General features: G+C 70.1%; 23 protein-coding genes. 7 read left to right on the forward strand and 16 right to left on the reverse strand.

Translation table 11 applies throughout. The features are described 5' to 3' along the window. Nucleotides 1-222: 222 nt before the first annotated feature. The 6 genes from PUT80_RS41715 to PUT80_RS41740 form a co-directional block, all read right to left on the reverse strand. Nucleotides 223-741 carry a YbaB/EbfC family nucleoid-associated protein gene (locus PUT80_RS41715; protein WP_275295454.1) on the reverse strand — a complete coding sequence of 173 codons (519 nt, stop codon included), beginning with the start codon at nucleotides 739-741 and terminating at the stop codon, nucleotides 223-225. After that, on the reverse strand, nucleotides 738-1118 hold the full coding sequence (locus tag PUT80_RS41720) for a YbaB/EbfC family DNA-binding protein (protein ID WP_275295455.1): 381 nt from the start codon (nucleotides 1116-1118) through the stop codon (nucleotides 738-740). The genes PUT80_RS41715 and PUT80_RS41720 overlap by 4 nt, the downstream gene beginning before the upstream one ends. Further along, entirely contained in the window at nucleotides 1119-2234 is a 1116-nt protein-coding gene (locus PUT80_RS41725; protein WP_043832359.1) for a C40 family peptidase, read from the reverse strand. Then, nucleotides 2231-2545 (reverse strand): hypothetical protein, encoded by a 315-nt coding sequence (locus PUT80_RS41730; protein ID WP_037818322.1) that lies wholly within the window; start codon nucleotides 2543-2545, stop codon nucleotides 2231-2233. Before PUT80_RS41730 ends, PUT80_RS41725 begins: the two co-directional genes overlap by 4 nt. Before the next feature lie 78 nt (nucleotides 2546-2623). After that, the gene (locus PUT80_RS41735) at nucleotides 2624-3424 is read right to left on the reverse strand and encodes a thioredoxin domain-containing protein (RefSeq protein WP_275295456.1); all 801 of its coding nucleotides are present in this window, start codon (nucleotides 3422-3424) and stop codon (nucleotides 2624-2626) included. Nucleotides 3425-3429: 5 nt separating this feature from the next. Then, complete coding sequence (locus PUT80_RS41740) at nucleotides 3430-3939, reverse strand: MauE/DoxX family redox-associated membrane protein (RefSeq protein ID WP_037818418.1); 510 nt, start codon at nucleotides 3937-3939, stop codon at nucleotides 3430-3432. Nucleotides 3940-4037: 98 nt separating this feature from the next. Here PUT80_RS41740 and PUT80_RS41745 point away from each other — a divergent pair, with 98 nt between their 5' ends. The 4 genes from PUT80_RS41745 to PUT80_RS41760 all read left to right on the forward strand — a co-directional run bounded on the left by PUT80_RS41745 (nucleotide 4038) and on the right by PUT80_RS41760 (nucleotide 9033). After that, on the forward strand, nucleotides 4038-4868 hold the full coding sequence (locus PUT80_RS41745; RefSeq protein WP_275295457.1) for a glutamate ABC transporter substrate-binding protein: 831 nt from the start codon (nucleotides 4038-4040) through the stop codon (nucleotides 4866-4868). Then, complete coding sequence (gene hrpB, locus PUT80_RS41750) at nucleotides 4865-7285, forward strand: ATP-dependent helicase HrpB (RefSeq protein WP_275295458.1); 2421 nt, start codon at nucleotides 4865-4867, stop codon at nucleotides 7283-7285. The genes PUT80_RS41745 and hrpB overlap by 4 nt, the downstream gene beginning before the upstream one ends. 78 nt (nucleotides 7286-7363) lie before the next feature. Next, nucleotides 7364-8278, forward strand: coding sequence for an ATP-binding cassette domain-containing protein (locus PUT80_RS41755; protein WP_275295459.1), 915 nt, complete (start codon nucleotides 7364-7366; stop codon nucleotides 8276-8278). After that, nucleotides 8275-9033 (forward strand): ABC transporter permease, encoded by a 759-nt coding sequence (locus PUT80_RS41760; protein WP_275295460.1) that lies wholly within the window; start codon nucleotides 8275-8277, stop codon nucleotides 9031-9033. The genes PUT80_RS41755 and PUT80_RS41760 overlap by 4 nt, the downstream gene beginning before the upstream one ends. Here PUT80_RS41760 and PUT80_RS41765 read toward each other — a convergent pair whose 3' ends face one another. Continuing rightward, complete coding sequence (locus PUT80_RS41765) at nucleotides 9034-9528, reverse strand: TetR/AcrR family transcriptional regulator (protein WP_343076918.1); 495 nt, start codon at nucleotides 9526-9528, stop codon at nucleotides 9034-9036. A 108-nt stretch (nucleotides 9529-9636) separates the two neighbouring features. Between PUT80_RS41765 and PUT80_RS41770 the strand changes: the two genes are divergently transcribed. After that, nucleotides 9637-10776, forward strand: coding sequence for an FAD-dependent monooxygenase (locus PUT80_RS41770; protein ID WP_275295462.1), 1140 nt, complete (start codon nucleotides 9637-9639; stop codon nucleotides 10774-10776). Here the strand turns inward: PUT80_RS41770 and PUT80_RS41775 are convergent. Beyond that, on the reverse strand, nucleotides 10748-11395 hold the full coding sequence (locus tag PUT80_RS41775) for a response regulator transcription factor (protein WP_037818314.1): 648 nt from the start codon (nucleotides 11393-11395) through the stop codon (nucleotides 10748-10750). The two genes, PUT80_RS41770 and PUT80_RS41775, sit on opposite strands and share 29 nt — an antisense overlap. Further along, complete coding sequence (locus tag PUT80_RS41780) at nucleotides 11392-12936, reverse strand: histidine kinase (RefSeq protein WP_275295463.1); 1545 nt, start codon at nucleotides 12934-12936, stop codon at nucleotides 11392-11394. The genes PUT80_RS41775 and PUT80_RS41780 overlap by 4 nt, the downstream gene beginning before the upstream one ends. Before the next feature lie 81 nt (nucleotides 12937-13017). Here PUT80_RS41780 and PUT80_RS41785 point away from each other — a divergent pair, with 81 nt between their 5' ends. Together PUT80_RS41785 and PUT80_RS41790 are read left to right on the forward strand one after the other, a co-directional pair. Then, nucleotides 13018-13227, forward strand: coding sequence for a hypothetical protein (locus PUT80_RS41785; RefSeq protein ID WP_037818312.1), 210 nt, complete (start codon nucleotides 13018-13020; stop codon nucleotides 13225-13227). After that, a complete protein-coding gene (locus PUT80_RS41790) occupies nucleotides 13224-13952 on the forward strand; it encodes a hypothetical protein (RefSeq protein ID WP_275295464.1) in 729 nt (242 codons plus the stop codon). Before PUT80_RS41785 ends, PUT80_RS41790 begins: the two co-directional genes overlap by 4 nt. Here the strand turns inward: PUT80_RS41790 and PUT80_RS41795 are convergent. The 7 genes from PUT80_RS41795 to hutU form a co-directional block, all read right to left on the reverse strand. After that, the gene (locus PUT80_RS41795; RefSeq protein WP_043832343.1) at nucleotides 13949-14170 is read right to left on the reverse strand and encodes a hypothetical protein; all 222 of its coding nucleotides are present in this window, start codon (nucleotides 14168-14170) and stop codon (nucleotides 13949-13951) included. The two genes, PUT80_RS41790 and PUT80_RS41795, sit on opposite strands and share 4 nt — an antisense overlap. A gap of 11 nt (nucleotides 14171-14181) precedes the next feature. Beyond that, entirely contained in the window at nucleotides 14182-15312 is a 1131-nt protein-coding gene (locus tag PUT80_RS41800) for an inorganic phosphate transporter (RefSeq protein WP_134663391.1), read from the reverse strand. A gap of 228 nt (nucleotides 15313-15540) precedes the next feature. Further along, the gene (locus tag PUT80_RS41805) at nucleotides 15541-16746 is read right to left on the reverse strand and encodes an NAD(P)/FAD-dependent oxidoreductase (RefSeq protein ID WP_275295465.1); all 1206 of its coding nucleotides are present in this window, start codon (nucleotides 16744-16746) and stop codon (nucleotides 15541-15543) included. A 182-nt stretch (nucleotides 16747-16928) separates the two neighbouring features. After that, a complete protein-coding gene (gene hutI, locus PUT80_RS41810; RefSeq protein WP_275295466.1) occupies nucleotides 16929-18074 on the reverse strand; it encodes an imidazolonepropionase in 1146 nt (381 codons plus the stop codon). Then, complete coding sequence (locus PUT80_RS41815) at nucleotides 18062-19366, reverse strand: formimidoylglutamate deiminase (protein WP_275295467.1); 1305 nt, start codon at nucleotides 19364-19366, stop codon at nucleotides 18062-18064. The genes hutI and PUT80_RS41815 overlap by 13 nt, the downstream gene beginning before the upstream one ends. Next, nucleotides 19363-20559 (reverse strand): allantoate amidohydrolase, encoded by a 1197-nt coding sequence (locus PUT80_RS41820; protein WP_275295468.1) that lies wholly within the window; start codon nucleotides 20557-20559, stop codon nucleotides 19363-19365. The genes PUT80_RS41815 and PUT80_RS41820 overlap by 4 nt, the downstream gene beginning before the upstream one ends. Then, on the reverse strand, nucleotides 20556-22217 hold the full coding sequence (gene hutU / locus PUT80_RS41825) for a urocanate hydratase (protein WP_043832335.1): 1662 nt from the start codon (nucleotides 22215-22217) through the stop codon (nucleotides 20556-20558). Before hutU ends, PUT80_RS41820 begins: the two co-directional genes overlap by 4 nt. Nucleotide 22218: the final 1 nt, after the last annotated feature.

The following is a 22218-nucleotide window of genomic DNA, read 5'->3' on the forward strand; positions in this document are numbered from 1 at the left end:
CCAACCCCGATACGAAGCCAAAAACACGGCGCGGGGGTGCTTGTCAAGGCATCTTTCCCGCCTTGACAAGCACCCCCGCGCCGTAGTGACAATCAAACTTCGGGGTGCCCCACGCAACCACCACCCCCGAAGGGGGCGTCAGCCCCGCCACTAAACGGACCTACCCGTCAGAAGCAGAAGCCCACAGCGTCGCAACTCACCAAATACCGAAGCCGCAACCACTCACCGATCCGACCGCAACGAAGCCGGATCAAAGTCCTCCCACTCATCCTCACCAGACTCAGCAGCAGCGGAAGCAGAAGCAGCGGCAGGAGCAGGAGCAGGAGCAGGAAACCGCCTCTCCCCAACCCTCTCCGCCCTCAACCGCTGAAACTCCTCCACCGTCATCCCAGGATCGTCATCCGAAGACCGAGCCGGAGCCGCCCTCCCGGACAACGCCTCGACAAGCAACCCAGCCTCCTCCCCCAACAACAACCCCACCCGGTTGTAGCAATCCTGCTCAGCCTCAGCCATCGCAACCCGCACAACCTCAAGCACCAACGCCGAAACCCGAGAAGGATCCGCCGACGCCAACGAAGGCGCAAGCCACAACCGCTTCAACGCCCCCAACGCATCCACAGTCACCTCAACCGACCCATCCAACGCATGAGCCGACCCCCGAGCCTCCCCCATCAACGAAGCGACCTGCCCCAAAGCAGCCTCACGAGACCGAGCCAGGTCGATTAGCTCCCGAGTGTTCACAACACCACCGGCTCTTCGTCATAAAAATCGGGATCATCCTCAGCCAACGCCGTATACCCCAACGCAGCCACAGCATCCGCCCCCAAAACCGGCGACAGCACCTGATACATCCGATCCCCGGCCCGCCGCTCAGCCCGCCGCGACAACTCCAGAATCTGCGCGGCGACAGCCTCCGACCCACCCCGCAACGCAGCACGGGAAACCGTCAGCCCAGTCAGCAACCCACCAGGCGCGACCTCGACGGAAACCCCGCCGGCAGCAGCCTTCCCGACCACCGGCCCAGCCCGCTCGAACCGAGCCGCGGCCGCCTCCCCGGTCCGGGAAGCCTCCTCCATCACCCGCGCCACCGCGCGATCCATGTCGAATTCAGCCACCACTCACCCCGTCGGCCGGTAAAACCCGATGAACTGCTGCCCGGCGTTGGTCGTCCGGATCTTGCTGATCTGCACCGGATCCCCGGCCTCGACCATCTGCCCGTCGCCGATCACCATCGCGACGTGCCCGGACCACACCACCAAATCCCCGGGCAGCAACTGGTCAATAGAAGGCACCTCGGCCCCGACAGTCTGCTGCTTCGCCGTCCGCGGCAACTGCAACCCAGCGTCCTGATAGGACGTCATGGTCAACCCGCTGCAGTCGAGCCCTTGCCCGCGCGCGGTCCCGCCCCACACATACGGCACGCCCAGCTGAGACAACGCCGCCCGCACGGCTTTGGCCGCGGTTTCGTTCGGTGCCATCACGGTTTTCCCGCCCGGCAGGTTGATCCCGACCCCGCTGCCCGGCTGCGGCGGAACCGCCACCGGCAACCGCGGCTTCCCGGCATACCCGCCGCCGCCTCCACCGCCGCCGCTGTCGCCGCCGCCTCCACCACCGTGGCTGACGTGCGCGCCGTTGTTGTTGAACGCCTGCGGCACCGACGTCGTCGCGCTGCTCGCGGACGTCGACTCCGAACCGCCGAGCCGCTGCCCCAGTCCGGTCAGCTTTCCGAGCGTCTCCTCGGTGAACGTGGCCGCCTGCCCGGTCAGCTGGCCGATTTTCGTCTGCAGCTGCAGGAGAATCTGCCGAGCCGCGGCCGCCCGGCTCTCCGGCGGCTGAATCCCGTTGACCGCCGCCAGCGCCTTCATCGAAGACGCGATCTCCCGCAGGATCTGGTCCCGCACCTGGTCGTTGCGGATCTCGCCGACGTGCAGCGTCTCCGCCGCCTCCGCGACCGCCCGCTCGATTTCCGCGCTCTCGTCGAGAAGGTCCTGGACTTCCTTCTCCAGATCCTTCGACGTCTGGACCGCGCGCTCCGAGGTGGCCCCGGAACTGGCGTGCGCCAGATTCACCCGCTGCGCGCCGGCGTGCTGATTGGCCTGGCCGACGGACGTCTGAAGCGCGACGTGCCCGTCGCGCGCGCCGTGGATCGCCGACGGGTCGTGCTTCAGCTTCGCGGCGAACTGATTCGTGGTGTCCAGCCCGTTGCGGACCAGATGATCGACGGGAGCGTTCACGAAAGCCTGCGCATCGCGTCGCCGTGTTCCTGCTCGACCGCGGCGTAGTTGCCCTGCGTGCGCCGAGCGGCCTCGCCGACGTTGTGCCAGCCGCCGCCGAGCGCGTGCATCCGTTCCTGCAATGCCCGCATCCGCGCGCCGTACGCGCCGGCGAACCCGGACTCGTCCCCGATCGCGGAGAACCCGTCGCCGGACAGCGTCACGTGCGGACCGATGTGCGCTTTCGCCGCGGAACGCACCTCGTCGCCGAGTGGGTCGACCTGCTTCGCGTAGTTCTCGTACGCGCCGTCGTCGACATGAAAACCGGACACAACCCGCCCCTCCCCTGAACCCTGCGGCCCAGGTTAGCGGACGAGTTGTGCCCGGACAGGCGAATTGACCGGATCAGGTCAGCCGTTGAGAATCTTCGTCAGCCAGTCGCCCTGCGCCGGAACGGCCTTGCCGTCGACCGCGACGGTCGGCGTGCCGAAGCCGATCTGGCCGTTGCCGAAGTCCTGCTGCAGTTTCGGGTCGTTCTGGATCTGCTGGAACGCCGCCTGCAGCTGCTGGTCGTAGGCGCCGGAATTGACCGCCTGAGCGAACTTCGGGTCGCTGATCCCGAGGTCCTGGCCGAGCTTGATCAGCTGGGCCTTGTCGTACCCGCGCCCGCCTTCCTGCGGCTGGTTCTTGAACAGCGCGTCGTGGAAGGCGGTGAACTTCTGCTGGTCGGCGGCGGCGAGCGCGGCGTTCGCCGAGTCGAGCGAGTAGCCCGGCGGGTCCGAGTTCTTGTTGAGCAGGATCACCATGTGGTAGCGCACGGCGAGCTGGCCGTCGTTGATCGCCTTCTCCATCCGCGGCCCGAAGTCCTGCTGCAGCTTCGCGCAGTACGGGCACAGGAAGTCCGCGTAGAGGTCCATGGTCTTCGGCGCGCCCGGCTTGCCGACCGTCACGACGGCCCCGTCGCGCTTCTCGACCACGCCCGGTCCGAGCGCCGAGGTCGTGCCTGGCTGGATCGCGCTGTCCTGCGTCGCGTTCTTGCTCGAGTTGATCCAGAGCACGCCGCCGATCACGAGCGCGGCGACCACCACGACGGCCACGGCGATCGCGATGATCTTGTTCCGGTCGCTCTTCGAGCCCCGCGCCTGGGCGACCGACCTCGCGGCCGCCGCCTGCTGACGGCTTTTCCGCGCGTTGCGCGCAGCTCCACCCACTGTTCCTAATTCCCTTCCGCGATGCCCTTGGGGTAGTCGTCCGAGGCCTCGCCCGAGTTCCCGGCGTTCCTGCCTTTGCCCCAGCCGAGCCAGCCGTCGACCGAAAGCCACGTGCGCGGCCGGACGAGCAGCCACACCGCGAGCAGGGCGAAACCGGTGTCGCGGAGGATCTCCTGCGGGTATTCGGTCTGCCCGGCGTCCACGCGCCCGCCGCCGCCGAAGCAGCCGCAGTCGATGCTCAGCCCGCGCGCCCACGACTGCGCGATGCCCGCGACGAGCACGGCCAGCAGCAGCAGCGACGCTCCCGCGACCCAGCGCGTGGCCAGCCCGGCGAGCAGCAGCAGCCCGAGCACCAGTTCCAGCAGCGGCAGCCCGGTGGCGACCGGGCGCACCAGCGCGTGCGGGAGCACGTCGTAGGCCTGCACGGCGATGTACGTCTGCCCCGGATCGGCGATCTTCAGGCCGCCGGACACGAGCCACACGGCAGCCAGCCCGAGCCGGGCGAGGGTGCCGATGGTGTCGAGTACAGGTTGGGGCAGTCGGCGCACGCGCTTAGGCTAGCCGTCTGACCTGAGAACCATGTGAGCAGCCAACCGGCGAAGCGGAGGCACCGATGCGGTTACGCGCAGCGCTCGCCGCCGTGTTTCTGCTGGTCAGCTGCGTCTCGTGCGGGTCGTCGGAGGTATCGAAGGACGATCCGCTTCCCACCCGGGCGCGTGACGGCAACCACCTGACCATCGGAATCCGGTTCGACGCGCCCGGGCTTTCGCAGCGGACCGTCGACGGGAGGCTCGCCGGTTTCGACGTCGATGTCGCTACTTTCGTCGCACGCGAACTGGGGGTCGAACCGGACCACATCACCTGGCACGAGACCACCCCGGCGCGCCGCGAAACGGACCTCACCTCGGGCGCGGTCGACCTGGTCGTGGCCACCTATTCGATCACCGACAAGCGGAAACAGCAGGTGGGCTTCGCCGGCCCGTACTTCGTCACCGGCCAGGACCTGCTGGTACGGCTCACCTCGCCGGACATCACCGGCCCGGAAAGCCTCAACGGCAAGCGGCTCTGCTCGGTCACCGGCTCGACTCCCGCGCAGACGGTGAAGGACAAGTTCGCGCAGATGGTGAAGCTGGTCGAGTACCCGCGTTATCCGGACTGCGTGACCGCGCTGCTGGCGAACCAGGTCGACGCGGTCACCACGGACGCGGTGATCCTCGCCGGGTACGCCGCGCAGAACCCGGAGCTGCTGAAGGTGGTCGGCCGTCCGTTCTCCACTGAGCGGTACGGCATCGGCCTGCGCAAGGGCGACACCGAGGGCCAGCACGCGGTCGACGACGCCATCCGGAAGATGGTGTCGACCGGGGCCTGGCGGAAGTCGCTGGAGACGAACATCGGGCCGTCGAACTACCCGTTGCCGAATCCACCGGAGATCACCGAGCAGTGACCGACCTAGCCTCGCTGCCGGACCTGCCCGTCCGCGCGGTGCTGCCGTCCGTGCTGAACGCGCTCGACGACCACGGTGCCGCGGTGCTCGTCGCGCCGCCCGGCACCGGCAAGACCACGCTCGTGCCGCTCGCGCTGAACCGGGGCGAAGGACGCGTCGTGGTCGCCGAACCGCGTCGGCTGGCTGCCCGGGCCGCGGCCGGGCGGATGGCCGCGCTGCTGGGCGAACCGGTCGGCGAGACGGTCGGGTACGCCGTGCGCGGCGACCGGAAGGTGTCGTCGCGCACGCGAATCGAGGTGGTCACGTCGGGGCTGCTGGTGCGGCGGGTGCAGCACGATCCCGAGCTGGCCGGGGTGTCGACGGTCCTGCTGGACGAATGCCACGAACGCCATCTCGACGCCGATCTGCTGCTCGCCTTGCTCCTCGACGTCCGTGCCGGATTGCGCGACGACCTGCGGCTGCTCGCGACCTCGGCGACGGTCGCGTCCGGACGGCTGGCCGAACTGCTCGGCGACGCCCCGGTGATCACCGCGCACGCGCGCACGTATCCGGTCGAGCTGAGCTACCGCGCTCCGGCGCGCGGTGAACGCCCGGAAGCCGCAGTCGCTTCGGCGGTCCGGAAGGCCCTCACCGAAGGAGACGGCGATGTACTCGCGTTCCTCCCGGGTGCCGGGGAAATCGCGCGTACGTCAGCGTTGCTGAACTCGCTGGACGCGGACGTGCTGCCGCTGCACGGGCGGCTTTCCGCTGCCCGGCAAGACGAAGCATTGCGGCCACGCGACCGGCGACGGGTAGTTCTCGCGACCGCCGTCGCCGAGTCGAGCCTGACCGTTCCCGGCGTCCGCGCGGTCGTGGACTCGGGTCTCGCACGCGTTCCTCGCGTGGACCATCGACGTGGTCTCGCCGGGCTCGCCACGGTGCGGGTTTCAGCAGCGGTGGCGGAACAACGCGCAGGTCGTGCGGGCCGCGAAGCGCCTGGCCGCGCGTACCGCTGCTGGCCGGAGCACGAGCAAGCGACGCTGCCCGCGTATCCGGAGCCGGAGATCCGTACCGCCGAACTGGCGCGGTTCGCGTTGGAACTCGCCTGCTGGTCCACTCCGGACGGAACCGGCCTCGCTTGGTGGGATCCGCCCGGCGAAGGTGCGCTCGCCGCCGCGCGAAGCCTGCTCGTCACGCTCGGCGCGACCACCTCGGAAGGCGCTGTCACGCCGCGCGGGCAGAAGATGGCCGACCTCGGTCTGCATCCCCGGCTGGCGCGCGCGTTGCTGGACGGCGCCGAGACAGTCGGAGCCCGGGCCGCCGCGGAAGTGGTCGCGCTGCTCGATACCGGAGCGACGCTGACCGATGTCGAGGCCGAACTGCGCCGGCTCCGTTCCGCACACGACGACGCGGCGCGCCGATGGCAGCGGGACGCGAAACGGTTGGCCGCACTGGTCAGTTCCCCGGCCAAAGCAGACCCGGACGCCGCGTTGGTCGTCGCCCTCGCCCATCCGGAACGCTTGGCGCGGCGGCGCGCGGGATCGGCCCCGGTGTATCTGATGGCCAGCGGCACCGCGGCGGAACTGCCGAGCGGCAGCGGCTTGGGCGACGCCGAATGGCTGGCCGTCGCCGAAGCCACCCGCGACCCGGGCCGCGTGCACGGCACCATCCGCCTCGCCGCGACCGCCGACGAAGCACTGGCGACCCGAGCCGCGCCGACCCTGGTGTCCGAAGTGGACGAAGTGCATTGGGACGGCGATGTCGTCGCCCGGCACGTCCGTCGGCTGGGTGCGATCGTTCTGTCGGAAAAGCCGCTACGCAACCCAGATCCGCAGCTAGTCCACGACGCAGTCGTCACCGGGCTCCGCACCGAAGGCCTCGGTTTGCTGCGCTGGAGCCAAGACGGCACCCGCCTCCGCGAACGCCTCGCCTTCCTGCACCGGGTACTCGGCGATCCGTGGCCCTCAGTGGACGACGAGGCGCTGCTGTCCGAAGTAGACACTTGGCTGGACCTGTCGAGAGTCCGCCGCCGAGCCGACCTGGCGAACGTCGACGCCGGAACTGCCTTGCGCGGCCTGCTCCCCTGGCCCGAAGCCGCGCGGCTCGACGAACTCGCGCCGGATCGGCTCGAAGTCCCGTCCGGTTCGCACTACCGCGTGGACTACCACGGCGACCAGCCGGTGCTCGCGGTGAAGCTGCAGGAGACGTTCGGCTGGACCGAGACGCCGTCGCTCGCCGACGGCCGCGTCCCGGTGGTGCTGCACCTGCTTTCGCCCGCCGGCCGCCCGGCCGCGGTCACCGCCGATCTCGAATCCTTCTGGCGCACCGGATACGCCGCCGTCCGCGCGGACCTTCGCGGCCGCTATCCGAAACATCCGTGGCCGGAGGACCCCGCGACCGCCACCCCGACCCGGCACACCACCCGCAGGTCGCGCTGACCCCCTGCCGAAAGTCGGGGTCGGTCCGGGACGGTCGGCTGATGTCCGCGCACCCCGCCCGGGCGCAGACTTCGCCCTATGATCACGTTTCGCGGATTGACGAAGCGCTACGGCCAGAAGACCGTGGTCAACGGCCTCACCTCGGTCATCGAGCCGGGCACGGTGACCGGGTTCCTCGGCCCGAACGGCGCGGGCAAGTCCACCACCATGCGGATGACCGTCGGGCTCGACCGGCCGGACTCCGGCGACGCGCTGATCCGCGGCAAACCGTATGCAGAGCTACGGTTTCCGCTGCGGGAAGTCGGTGCGCTGCTGGATGCGAAAGCCATGCATCCCGGCCGCAGCGCGGGCAAGCACCTGCTCGCGATGGCGCGCAGCAACGGAATCGCCGCGAGCCGCGTCGAGGAAGTGCTCGCGACGGTCGGGCTGAGCGACGTCGCGGGCAAACGCGCCGGGACGTTCTCGCTCGGCATGAGCCAGCGGCTCGGCATCGCCGGCGCGCTGCTCGGCGACCCCGGCGTGCTGATGTTCGACGAGCCGGTCAACGGTCTCGACCCGGACGGCGTCCGCTGGGTGCGGCAGCTGATGCGTTCGCTCGCCGCCGAAGGACGCACGGTGTTCGTGTCCAGCCATCTGATGAGCGAGATGCAGCTGACCGCGGACCGGCTGCTGGTCATCGGCAAGGGGGCGATCCTCGCCGACGCGGCGATCGGCGACTTCATCGCGGGCAACTCGAGCCGGTCGGTCGCGGTCCTCGTGCCGGATCCGGCGGAGCGCGCGAAACTCGCGGACTGGCTTCGGGGGAACGGCCGGTCGGTGCTGCCCGGGGAGGACAGCGAACTGCTCGTCGACGAGGCGTCCGCGGCCGAGATCGGGGATGTGGCTTACGAACTGGGCGTCCGGTTGCACGGACTTGCCGAGCGGACCGCTTCGCTCGAGCAGGCGTACATGGAACTGACCGCCGGATCGGTGGAATACGGGGTTACGGCATGACGAAGCTGGCGATTTCGGCGGAGTGGACCAAGTTCTGGTCGGTGCGCGCGACGTGGTGGTCGCTGATCGGCGGAGTGCTGCTGATGGCGTTCTATTCCGTCGTCACCGGGATCTCCCAGCACGCGGGCGGCGAACGGCAGCAGACCGCGCACGGGATCGTCAACAGCGGTGCGATCTACCTGGTCGAGTTCTGCGTGCTCGCGGTCGCGACGCTGTTCGTGACCAGCGAGTACACCAGCGGGTCGATTCGCTCGACGCTGCAATGGGTTCCGGTGCGGGCGAGGGTCACCGCCGCCAAGGCCGCGGTGCTGGTGCCGGTGCTGTTCGTCTACGGCGTGGTCGTCGCCGTGCTGGGCATGGGGGTCGCCTCGGTGCTGATGCGTGGGGCTGGGGGTTCCACGTCGCTGTCGCAAGGGGCGGTCACCGCGCTGGGCATGGGCGCGTATTTCGCGCTGCTCGGCGTGCTGTGCCTGGGGATTTCGTTCGTGCTGCGCAGTGCGGCGGGCACGTTGGTGGTGGTGATCGTGCTGCTGCTGCCGTTGCCGATGCTGATGTCGTCGTACGTGTTCCCTCCGGCGATGAACTACTTCCCGGCCTTCGCGGGCATGAACGCGATGGTGCCGCCAGGCGACCCGAACCCGTTGCTGGGCAGCCTGCCGCCGTACGGACCTTGGGTCGGCGTGCTGGTCTGTCTCGCCTGGGCGACCGCCGGGATCGCCGCGGGAACCGCGCTGCTGAACCGCCGCGACGCCTGATCAGGCGTACGGCAGCCCCAATCCGGCGAGCACGGCACGGGCTCCGGCAACCAGGTCGGCTTCGGTCGGCGGGTGGACGGAGCCCGTGCCTGCCAGCGCGTCGAAGATCGATCCGTCGAGCCACCCGATGAGCACGCGAGTGTGGTCCTCGGGAGTCGGAGAACCCGCCGCGGCAAGCACTTCCGCGCACCGGCGGCGCAGTTCCAGCCCGCCGGCGTCGTATCGAGCGCGCAGCTCCGGCCGCCGGGTCGATTCGAGCGCGAATTCGTAGCGCGCAAGCATTCTGGTGCGCCCGGCGGTGATCGAGCGGTGGACCGTCGCGCCCAGGAACTCCGCGAGTTTCCCTTCCGGCGGGACGATTTCGGCCTGGTCCAGCGCGACCATCCGGTCCGCGGCCAGCTCCAGCAACGCGACGCGGGTGCGCGCGTAGTACGACGTCGAACCCGCGGGCAGCCCGGCCGCCCGATCGACGGCGCGGTGCGTCAGCCCGCGCATGCCCTCGGCCGCGATGACCTCGATGGCTGCGTCGCCGATCACAGCTGTCCGTTCCACCCTCGGCACACTACAGGTGTAGAGTCCTCTACAGACGTAGAGGAGGTCGGCATGGCTTCGCAACGCGCGGTCGTGGTCGGGGGCGGCATCGGCGGACTGGCCGCGGCGATCGGATTGCGCCGGGTCGGCTGGGAGGTCACGGTGCTCGAACGGGCACCGGAGCTGACCGCCATTGGCGCGGGAATCTCGTTGTGGCCCAACGCGCAACGGGCGCTGGCCGAACTGGGTGTCGAGCCGCGGATCTCGGCGCAGCGCGGCGGTGGGTTAGTCGACTGGCGCGGACGTCGGCTGGCGAGTTGGGACGCGGACCTCTTCGTCCGCAGTCACGGGCTGCCGCTGGGCGCGATCCACCGGGCGAATCTGATCGAAACGCTGCGGTCGGAGTTGCCGGGCGAATGCCTCAAGACCGGGGTCGAGGTGACGAGCGTCGAGCAGAACGGCGTGGTGCACCACGATTCCGGCACGATCGAGGCGGAACTGGTCGTGGCGGCCGACGGGATCAACAGCCCGATCCGGCAGGCGCTCTTCCCGGCCGCACGCGTGGAGTACAGCGGTGGCGCGGCGTTCCGCGGGATCGCCAAGCTGCCGCTGAAACCCAGTTTGAGCACGACGTGGGCGGCGGGAATCGAAATCGGCGTCCTGCCGTTGCTGGACGACGAGGTCTACTGGTGGGTTTCCGAAGCTCGCCCGGCCGGGATCCGGCACGACGACATCCGCGCGTACCTGAGCGCGAAGTACGCCCGCTGGCACGACCCGATTCCGCAGCTCATCGACGCCACGCCGGAAATCTTGCTGCACGACACGCATCACCTCGCGACGCCGCTGCCCAGCTACACCCGCGGCCGTATCGCGCTGCTCGGGGACGCCGCGCACGCGATGCCGCCGTTCCTCGGGCAAGGCGGCTGCCAGGCGTTGGAGGACGCGGTGGTGCTGGCCTCGCACGTCCAGAAGTCCACAGTGGACGAAGCGCTCCGCTGTTATGACGCGGAACGCCGCCCGCGCACGCAGAAGGTCGCGAAGGCGTCGATCCAGGCCGGTGCCAGCGGGCCGCTTCTCCGCAACCCGGCTGCGGTCGCACTGCGAGCGGCGTTCACCCGGTTGCTGCCCGCAGCGGTCACCACTCGCGTCGGAGCCGGCATCAGCCGCTGGCAACCGCCGAGGCTCACACCAGTCCAGCCTCGAAAGCCGTGATCGCGGCCTGCACCCGGTTCCGCACGTCCAACCGGGTCAGGATCGTGCTCACGTGCGCCTTCACCGTGCCTTCCACCACGAACATCCGCGCCGCGATGTCCGCATTGGACAGTCCTTCGGCGAGCAGCACCAGCACCTCCCGCTCGCGGTTCGTCAAGACGCTCACCCGCTCGCGCGCGGTCGCGGCCCTGCTGAACCGGCTGCCGGACAAGCGCGTGATCACCCGGTGCGCGACCTTCGGCGAAAGGAACGCCGCGCCGTCGGCCACCGCGTGCACCCCGGCGAGCAGTTCGCGCGGATCGCCCGCCTTGAGCAGGAATCCGCTCGCGCCGAGGCCGAGCGCGCGTTCGATGTACTCGTCCTCCCCGAACGTCGTCAGCATGAGAACGCCGGTGTCCGGCAGCAGTTTGCGGATTTCCTCCGCCGCGGCCAGCCCGTCGAGCCCGGGCATGCGAATGTCGAGCAGCGCGACGTCCGGCCGGTTCGCACGCGCCAGTTCGACCGCCGCGCGGCCGTCCGCGGCCTCGGCCACCACCTCGATTTCCTTGTCCGAGGCCAGAATCGCGGCCACGCCGGCGCGGATCATCGCTTCGTCGTCGGCCAGCAGTACGCGAATCACGGTTCGTCCTCACTGTAAAGATCCTTGCTCGCCACTCGATCGTCCACAAAGCACAGTCGATAGACGGCATAGTTGAAGTTGAGCCAGCTCCGGCCGGCTCCGTAGTACTCGCAGGTGCTCCGATAAGGCTGCGGCGGCACATTGATCGACGGCAGCGTCGTGCGCTGGCGGGCGGGCAGCAGCGGTTCGACGGCCGCATGCGGCATGCCGATCTGGATCCGCGCGTACGAGTCCGGCGGCAGCTCCGACGACGACCACTGCACCAGGAAGGTCACGCCCGCCCCGCCGATGACCACTCCGAACAGCGCCAGCGGCACCACGATCGCCTGCACCAGACTCGACCGCACGGCGCGACGGGCGCGTTCCAGCTCGCGCGCGGCCTGTCCGATCCCGTCGTCCTGCTCCGGCGCGGGCGCCGAATCGTGCGGCAGGCTGGCCGCCACCTCGAACCCGCCGTCCGCCGGGCCCGCGGTCAGGCTCCCGCCGACCAGCCGCACTCGCTCTTGCAGGCCGATCAACCCCCGTTGCCCGGACCGGCCGGGCAACGGTCCGGCGGGCGGCGGCGCGTTCCGGAGCCGGACGTCGGTGGACTCATTGTTGCTGGTGACGACCACCGTGACGGCCGCGCCGGGCGCGTACTTCGCCGCGTTCGTGAGCCCTTCCTGCACCACGCGGTAGACCGCCCGCGCGACCATCGGCGGTGCGCCGTCCAGCTTGTCGATCCGCGCGCCGATCTCGATCCCGGACGCCCGCGCGCGGTCGATCAGCTCCCCCAGATCGCCCTGCACCGGCTCGATCGGCGCGGCGTCCTCGCGCAGCACGCCGATGATCTCGCGCAGCCGTTCCGTCGCCGTCGCCGCGCCCGCCCGAAGCTGTCCGGCGGCCTCGCGTTGCTCTTCGCCGAGCTCGCTGTCGACCTCCAGAGCCGCCGCGCGCACCGCGATCAGGCTCAGCTCGTGGCCGAGCGAATCGTGCATGTCGCTGGCGATCCGGGCCCGCTCCCGCAGCCGGGCTTCCTGCGCGACCAGCCGGTGCCTGCTCTCCATCTCCTCCGCGCGCCGCCACCCGTCCTGCGCGAGCTCGCGCCGCAGCCGCACGTGCCTGCCGAGCAGACACGGCGCGACCCCGGCGAACGCGAGCGTGCCGAGCACCGCGCCCCACGCGTCGAAGCCCGCCGTCGGCAGGAAAGCCAGCGGGATCCCGGCCACCGCGATGGCGAAGAAGCAGATCATCGCCACGCGTGCCCTGGCCAGCCGCAGCCCGGCCAGGTACGAGATCACGACGATCAGGAAGAACTCCCACACCGCCACCCGGCCGCCCCAGCCGAACGCGATGACGAGCGCCGTCGCCATCGCCACCGCCAGCGCGAACGCCGGGTAGACGCGGGCGGTGGCCATCGCCAGGGTGACCGACACCAGGCCGTAGACGAGTTCCCAGACGTTCGGGTCGAGCGGGCCGTCGAGCACGACGAACCCGCACAACGCGGCCCAGAGCAGCACGTCGAACGTCACGCGCCAGCGGACTCGCGTCGCCTCCTTCATTCCGCTGACGCTACAAGGGCCGCCCGATTCGTCACCACTGCCGAAAGTCAAGGTCGAGATCGTGAGGCATGATGGGTCACCATGGCTGAACGCACCCTGGCCGAGCAGCTCGGCGCTCCCTTGCCGGACGGCATCGAATCCCTGCCTGAGCAGCACAAACAGGATCTGTCGGCGGCCTTGCGGGACGCCCGGCACCGGCAGGCGCAGGCGCTCGCCCGCGCGGGTGAGGAAAGCCTGAAGTACGTGCCCGCGCTGCTGCGCGGCGCGGTGCGGAAAGCGGTCGGCCTGTGAACCCGGAAATCCTCAAACTCGCCCGGGTCCTCGACGTCGACCCCGCCCGGCTCGACTACCTCGCCGACGTCGACCAGGGCGAGGTGCGGCTGCTGCGCGAGCAGATGACGACCACGCTGTTCGACGCGAACCTCGTCGTGCTGGAGCGGATGGCGCTGGCGAGCAAGCTGCTGCCGGCCGGGGTGACCGCGAAGATCGCGGAGAAGGTGTTCGGCCCGCTGCTGTGCGCGCGGATCGCCGGACTGGTCGACGTGTCACGCGGCGTCGACGTCGCGAAACGGCTGTCGCCGAAGTTCCTCGCCTCGGTCGCGGCGGAACTGGACCCGCGGCGGGCCACTGCCATCATCACCCGGATCCCGGTAACAACCGTCGTGGCGGTCGCCGAGGAACTGACTCGCCGCGAAGACTGGATCACGCTGGGCCGCTTCGTCGGCCACCTGCCGGACGACACGGTCCGCCGCTGCGTAGGCCTCCTGGACGACGCCGGTCTCCTGCACACCGCGTATGTGCTGGACGACCGAAGCCGGATCGACCACGTACTCAGCCTGGTCGGCGAGGATCGCCTGCCCGCACTGGTCCGCACCGCCGCGGCAAACGAGTCGCTGTGGGCCCCGGCGCTGGACGTCCTGGCCCACCTGAACGAAGCCCGCCGAGCGACGGTCCGGCCGCTGCTCGACGAACTTCCGGAAGAACTGCGAACCCGCGCCGAGGCGGCACTCGCCTAAGCCACGATCAGATAGATCCCATACCCGACCACCGCGGCACAAACCGCGAAACACACGACCGCGCCGGTCAGCTGAACCGTGCCACTGCCGCCGTGCGCCCGCGCCGTCACGCGCTCCGAGAGGCCGCGCACCCCGTACGCGAACAGCCCGGTCAGCACAACCGCCGCGGCCAGCGCCACCACGAAAACGATGCCCAGGGCACCCCAGTTGATCGCCATGTCGTGCTCCCTCAGGCCGCGACCGGGGCGGCCTCGGCGGCCTCCGGCTCGTTGTTGACGGTGGCCGGCGTGACCGGGTTGCGCCGCGACGCGAGCCAGATGCCCAGCGCGAGCAGCACTCCGACGCCGCCGACGAGGACGGTTCCCCAGCTGCCCCGGGTGGAGACCGCGGCGGCGACGGCCCCGACGATCGCGGCGGCGGGCAGCGTGAGCGCCCAGGCGATCACCATCTTGCCCGCGACGCCCCAGCGGACCTCGGCGAGTTTCCGGCCGAGCCCGGAACCGATGATGCCGCCCGAGGTGACGTGCGTGGTCGACAGCGCGAAGCCGAGGTGCGACGAGGCCAGGATGACCGCCGCGGAACTCGTCTCGGCGGCAAAGCCTTGCGGCGTCTGGATTTCGGTGAGCTTCTTGCCCATAGTCTGGATGATCCGCCAGCCGCCGAAGTAGGTGCCGAGCGCGATCGCCGCGCCGGAGGCGAGGATGACCCACACCGGCGGGTTCGACCCCGGCGCGAGCGAACCGCCCGCGATCAGTGCGAGCGTGATGACGCCCATCGTCTTCTGCGCGTCGTTGGTGCCGTGCGCGAGCGACACCAGGCTCGCCGAAAGCACCTGTCCGGTCTTGAACCCCTTGCCGACCACGTCTTGCCGCGCCTTGGCGGTGATCCGGTAAACGAGGAAAGTGCCGACGATCGCGACGATTCCCGCCACCACCGGCGACGCGATCGCCGGGATCAGCACCTTTTCGACGACCTTCGCGAAGTGCACGGCGTCCGCGCCGGACGCGATCCAGGTCGCCCCGATCAGCCCGCCGAACAACGCGTGCGACGAACTCGACGGCAGCCCGACCAGCCACGTCACGAGATTCCAGACGATGGCCCCGACCAATCCGGCGAAAATCACCACCGGCGTGACTTTGGTGTCGTCGACGATCCCGCCGGAAATGGTTTTCGCGACCTCGATCGAAAGGAACGCGCCGACGAGATTCAGCACCGCCGAGATCGCGACCGCGACCCGGGGCTTCAGCGCACCGGTGGCGATCGAGGTGGCCATCGCGTTGGCCGTGTCGTGGAACCCGTTGGTGAAGTCGAAGGCCAGCGCCGCGACGATCACCACCAGGACGATGAGAGAAAAGTCCATGCCCGCTCTCCAGTCCGGAGTGTCCTGCGGGAGTGACGGTACCTACGCGGGCGGGGTCTCCAGATCCCTCAGCGAGTGGCCAGTAGTTGAACTCTGAATGAACGAGATCTTGCCGACGCCGCCGGTTTTCCGCCGTTTACCTGCGGGTCCTTTTTCATCGTCGCCCTTGAGCTTCCGGACTGCGCGCGAGGATGAGTGCGGGGGCAGGAACTCTGCCCCCGCACCCGGTCAGGAAAAGGACGCTGAAGACATTTCCGACAATGGGTTCTGCCCCAGATGCTGCGCCCCGTTCGCGGCGGATTCCCGGACCGCGGCGAAGCCATACCGGCGCATTTCCGCCTCGTATTCCCCGATCGCATCCGCCGAACCGCTGCTCAACGCGGCAGCGAGCGCAGCACCGTCGCGCATCGCGGTGTTGGCGCCAGCCCCGGCGGCCGGGCTCATCGCGTGGATCGCGTCGCCGACCAGACACACCCGCGACGGCTCCCACGGCCCGATCGGCACGCTGGTCCGAATCGAAACGAGGAACGGCGAGTCCGGAAGCCAGCTTTCGACCATCCGGCGGACGCGCGGGTTCCAGTCCGCGACCCGGTCGAGCACGAGCTGCTGCATCTCGTCCGCGGACAGCGCGCGGAGTTCGTCGTCCGTCCGCCCGAAGACTTCCTGGCGCGCACCGAAAGCGCAGGTCATGTACGGCTCGTCCGGGCTGAGCCGGACCTGCGGCGCGAGCCGCGCGCAGGCGTCGGCGATCGGCTCCGGGTAGTCGACCGGAGCGAACCCGATCATCTGCTTGTGCGGCCCGGAAACGATGCTGAACACGGCGAACATCTCCGGGTCGAACAGTTCCCGGGTCGCCTCGGTGAGCGGGATCTTCGCGTACAGCTGGCGCAATCCGGTGTCGACGACCCGCGCGTGCGGGAGATATTGGCGGCGCACTGGCGAATTCACCCCGTCCGCGCCGACGAGAACCGCGCCGCGCGCCTGGGTGCCGTCGGCGAAGTGCGCGATCACGCCGTTCTCGTGCTTCTCGTACCGGACGAACTCCTTGCCGAAATGGACGTTGTCGAGGCCCTCGAACAGAATCTGCCGCAGGGTGAACCGGTTGACGTTGCGCTGGACCTCGCCGTCGTCCAGCACGAACTCGGTGCGTGGCGTCAGCTGGCTGTCGTAGATCGTGGTGGCGTTGCGCGGCTGGCCCGAGGTAGCGAGGAACAGCTCGTGCAGGTGCGACGGCAGAGCTTCCCGCAACGCCTGGTCGCCGCGGGAATCGATGTGCAGCCGATAACCCTGCCGACGCGCGTCCAGCGCGGAATCGCGTTCGTAGACCTCGCACGGGATCCCGGCTTTGCGCAGGCCCTGCGCAAGACACAGCCCGCCGAGCCCGGCCCCGATCACGAGCACAGTGTTGTCCGCGTTGTTCACGTTATTCGCCATCAGCGAAGTCCCTTCCGTACCAACGTTCTGGTTCGAGAGGGACGCACTGGGCTCGGCCCGCCCCGCCGGGCGCTCGGAAACAGAGCGAATGAGTCGTCCGGCCTAACCCATACCGGACAATGGTCTTTCGCGCGTCCTGTTCCCTTTCACGTTAGCGCAGCCGCGGACGCCGTCGCCACCGATTAACGCACCGTTGCCCCTTTCCGCCACACCGAGTGGGTCAACGGGACCCCGGGCCGATAAGCGAGATGCGTAGTGGACGGCGCGTCGAGTACGTGCACATCCGCCCGCGCACCCGGACGCAAGTAGCCGACGTCGTCGCGGCGAAGTGCCCGCGCCCCGCCGGCGGTCGCCGACCACACCGCCTCGTCGACGGTCATCCGCAGCTGAAGCACGGCCGTCGTCACGCAGAACGCCACCGACGTGGTGTACGAGCTGCCGGGATTGGCGTTGCTGGCCAACGCGACCGTCGCGCCGGCGTCGAGCAGCCGACGCGCCGGTGCCAGCGCTTGCCTGGTGGACAGATCGCAGGCGGGCAGGATCGTCGCGACCGTGTTGGACGACGCGAGCGCCTCGACGTCGGCATCGCTCAGGTACGTGCAGTGGTCGACACTCGCCGCGTCCAGCTCCACCGCCAGCCGCACGCCCGGCCCCTCGCCGAGCTGATTGCCGTGCACCCGCAGCCCAAGCCCGCGCTCCGCCGCCGCTTTGAGCACGCGCGCCGACTGCGCCTCGTCGAACGCACCGGTCTCGCAGAACACATCGGCCCACCGCACGTGCGGCGCGACCGCGTCCAGCATCTCGCCGCAGACCAAGTCCACATAGGACTCCGCGTCGGCGCCCGGCGGCACGAGATGCGCTCCCAGGAAGGTCACCTCGTCAGCGACCTCGCCCGCGATCCGCGCCGACCGTGCCTCGTCGGCGACGGTGAGGCCGTATCCCGTCTTCGTCTCCAGGCAGGTCGTGCCCTGCGCAGCCGCTTCCTCGACATGTCGACGCAGATTCGCCGCCAGCTGCTCGTCCGAAGCCGCCCGCGTCGCATCGACGGTGACCGCGATTCCGCCTGCCGCGTAAGCCTGTCCGGCCATCCGCGCCTCGAACTCGGCGGTGCGGTCGCCCGCGAACACGAGATGGGTGTGGCTGTCGACCCACCCGGGCAACACGGCCCGGCCCTCGACGTCAACGCGCTCGTCGGCGTCCGGAGCCTGCGCGGCCGGACCTGCCCACGCGACGGTCTCGCCGTCGAGCACCAGCGCGGCGTCGCGGAGCTTGCCCAGCTCCGGGTCGTTCGTGGTGAGCTCGCCGATTCCGGTGATCAGAACTGCCACAGCGCCTCGATCTCCTTGGCCAGTAAGGTTTCCGGTCGTTCGATCAGCACGTGCGCACCGTCGCGCACCACTTCCCGCCCGGCCACCAGCACGGTACGGACGTCCGCGGCCGCGGCGGCGAACAGCACGCCGGACGGTTCGATCCCGGCCGTGCGCACCGTGTCCGTCGCGACCGTGACCAGGTCCGCTCCAGCGCCAGCCGCGAGAGTGCCGGTCTCCGGCCAGCCGGCGGAGATGTGCTCGGTGCCGGCGGCGAGCAGCTCTTCCGCAGTGAACCGGCCGCGCTCCTCGCTGGCGAGGCGGTCGTCCAGCTCCAACGCCCGGGTCTCCTCGAACGCGTCGACCACCGCGTTGCTGTCGCTCCCGATGCCGAGCCGCGCGCCCGCGTCCAGCAGGCTCCGGGCCGGGCCGATGCCGTCGCCGAGGTCCCGTTCGGTGGTCGGGCAGAAGCACGCGCCGCTTCGGGAATCACCCAGCCACTTGATGTCCTGCTCGGTCAGATGCGTCGCATGCACCGCGGTGAGCCGTTCGCCGAGCACGCCGTAATCCCAGAGCAACCCGGTCGGCGTCCAGCGATACGCGGCCTCGCACTGCTCGTTCTCCGCACGCTGTTCGGACAGGTGGATGTGCAACGGCCGGTCCTTCGGCACCGCGTTGTCCACCTTCGGCAGTTCGTACTCCGGCACCGCACGCACCGAGTGGATCGCCCCGCCGACGCGGAACAGGTCGTCTTCCTTCAGCAGCGCAACGCGTTCCGCCCACTTCTCGGCCGAACCGTCCGAAAACCGCTGCTGCACCTCGTCCGGCGGCACGCCGATGCCGCCCGCGAGGTAGCAGGTGTCGAGCAGGGTCATCCGGATCCCGGCGTCCCGCGCGGCCTGCCGCAACGCGTCACCCATCGCGTTGGGCGACGCGTACGGCTTGCCGCCCGGACCGTGGTGCAGATAGTGGAACTCGGCGACGCTCGTGTACCCCGCCAGCACCATCTCGGCGTAGACGCCCCGAGCGAGCCGGTAGTACGAATCCGGATCGAGCCGGGCGGCGAGCGAGTACATCCGCTCCCGCCACGTCCAGAACGTGCCCCGCTCGTGGTGCGTCCGGCCCCGCAACGCGCGGTGGAACGCGTGCGAATGCCCGTTGGCGAACCCGGGGAGCGTCAGTCCGTTAAGGATGGTTCCGGTCTTCTCCGCATTGGCGGTCACCGAAACGATCCGGCCGTCGGCGATCTCGATCCGGACCGCTTCCGCGACCCCGTCGGGCAGCCAGGCCCGTTCGCACCAGTACGTGGTCATCTCGCGAGCCGCTCCAGCACCTCGGCGAGCGCCCGCGCACCGGCCTCGACGTCGTCCGCCTCAGCGAATTCCTCGGGCGCGTGGCTGATCCCGGTCGGATTGCGGACGTACAGCATCCCGGACGGCACGAATCCCGACAGGATCGCCGCGTCGTGCCCGGCGCCGGTGGGCAGCTCGGGCGGATTGCCCAGCCACTCCCCCAGCGACCGCCGCAGCGCCTGGTCGAACACCACGTCGTCGGAGTACGACTCGCGCGTGACCGCCAGCTCGCACCCTTCCGCCTCGGCAGCGGCCCGCGCCGCCTGAGTGATCTCCTCGACCAGCACCGGCGTCGCAGTGCCCGGAACGCGTGCGTCCAACCACATGTCCACAGTGGACGCGATCACGTTCGTCCCGCCCGGCGTGGGTACCAGCCGTCCCACAGTCGCCCGCGCGTCCGACGTCTTCCGCGCCAGCCGCCGCACCGCGACCACGGTCTCGGCGGCGGGAAGCATCGGGTCGACCCGGTCCGCGAGCAATGTCGCACCCGCGTGGTTTCCCTGCCCGGCAAAGGAGAATCGCCACCGGCCGTGCGCGATCACCGTGTTGCCGACCGCTACCGGCGACCCGAGGTCGATCAGTCCCCTGCCCTGTTCGACGTGCAGTTCCAGGAACTGCCCGATCATTCCGAGCCGGTCCGGATCCGCGCCGACCCGGTCCACGTCCAGCCCGGACTTCGCCGCGGCCTCCGCGAACGTGACGCCGGACGGATCCCGCAGCGCCCGCGCCCGGTCCGCGTCGATCGTCCCGGTGAGCAGCCGCGAACCGAGACACGGCACGCCGAAGCGCCCGCCCTCCTCTTCGGCGAAGACCACCACCGCGAACGGCTTGGCCGGACGGAACCCCTTGGCCTGCAACGCTTCCACCGCCGCCAGCGCACTCACCACGCCGAGCGGACCGTCGAACGCGCCGCCGCCCGGCACCGAGTCCAGATGGCTGCCGGTGACGACCGCGTCCGCGCCAGGAGCGCCCCACCACGCCCACAGGTTGCCGTTGCGATCGGTCTCGACGTCGAGGCCTAGTTGCTGCGCCCGTTCGACGAACCACGTGCGCAGGTCGTGTTCCGGCGAATCGAACGCGTGCCGCGAGTAACCGCCGCGCCGGGCGTCGCGCCCGACGTCGGCGATCTCGCCGAGCAGCCCGGATGCGGTCACGCCTGCTCCCGCATCGGCACCCGCACGCCACGCTCGTCGGCGACCTCGGCCGCGCGGTCGTATCCGGCGTCGACGTGCCGGATGACGCCCATGCCCGGGTCGTTCGTGAGCACCCGCTCCAGCTTCTGCGCCGCCAGCGGCGTGCCGTCCGCGACGCTCACCTGCCCGGCGTGGATGGACCGGCCCATGCCGACCCCGCCGCCGTGGTGGATGGACACCCAGCTCGCCCCGGACGAGGTGTTGACCAGCGCGTTGAGCAGCGGCCAGTCGGCGATCGCGTCGGAGCCGTCGGCCATGCCCTCGGTCTCGCGGTACGGCGAGGCGACGCTGCCCGAGTCGAGGTGGTCGCGGCCGATCACGACCGGGGCCTTCAGCTCGCCGCTGGCCACCATCTCGTTGAAGCGCAGGCCGGCCAGGTGCCGTTCGCCGTAGCCGAGCCAGCAGATCCGGGCGGGCAGGCCCTGGAACGCCACTCGCTCGCCGGCCATCTTGATCCAGCGAGCCAGCGATTCGTTCTCCGGGAACAGTTCGAGCATCGCGCGGTCGGTCGCGGCGATGTCCTCCGGGTCGCCAGAGAGCGCGGCCCAGCGGAACGGCCCGTTGCCCTCGCAGAACAGCGGCCGGATGTAGGCGGGCACGAAGCCCGGGAAGTCGAACGCGCGCTCGCAGCCGCCGAGTTTCGCCTCGCCGCGCAGGGAGTTGCCGTAGTCGAAGACCTCGGCACCGCGGTCGAGGAACCCGAGCATCGCGTCGACGTGCTCGGCCATCGACTCGCGCGCCCGGTCGGTGAACTCGTCCGGCTTCTTGGCCGCGTAGTCCTGCCAGTCGTCCACGCTGATGCCCTTGGGCAGGTAGGACAGCGGGTCGTGCGCGGACGTCTGGTCAGTGACGATGTCCACCTCGACGTCGCGGCGCAGCAGCTCCGGCAGCACCTCGGCGGCGTTGCCGACCACGCCGACCGACAGCGGACGCCGCTCCTTCTTCGCCGCGGTGACCCGCCGGATCGCGTCGTCCAGGTCGTCGGCCACCTCGTCGAGGTAGCGGTGCTCGACGCGGCGGTGCGCGCGCTGGGCGTCGACCTCGATGCACAACGCCACGCCGTCGTTCATCGTGACCGCGAGCGGCTGCGCGCCGCCCATGCCGCCGAGCCCGGCGGTGACGGTGAGCGTGCCGCGCAGCGTTCCGCCGAACCGCTTCTTCGCGACCGCGGCGAACGTCTCGTAGGTGCCCTGCAGGATGCCTTGCGTGCCAATGTAAATCCACGAACCGGCGGTCATCTGCCCGTACATGGTGAGGCCCTGCTGCTCGAGCCTGCGGAACTCCGGCCAGGTCGCCCAGTCGCCCACCAGGTTCGAGTTCGCGATCAGCACCCGCGGCGCCCATTCGTGCGTGCGGAACACGCCGACCGGCTTGCCGGACTGGACCAGCAGCGTCTCGTCCTGCTCCAGCGCGGTCAGCTCGCGGGTGATCGCGTCGAAGCTCGCCCAGTTGCGCGCGGCGCGGCCGGTGCCGCCGTAGACGACCAGGTCCTCGGGCCGCTCGGCGACCTCGGGGTCGAGGTTGTTGTGGAACATCCGCAGCGCGGCCTCGGTCTGCCAGTTCTTCGCGGTCAGCGAGGTGCCGCGGGCGGCGCGGACGGTACGGGCGGTGCTAGTCATG

Source organism: Amycolatopsis sp. La24, from assembly GCF_029087445.1.
GTDB classification, from domain to species: Bacteria; Actinomycetota; Actinomycetes; order Mycobacteriales; family Pseudonocardiaceae; genus Amycolatopsis; species Amycolatopsis nivea.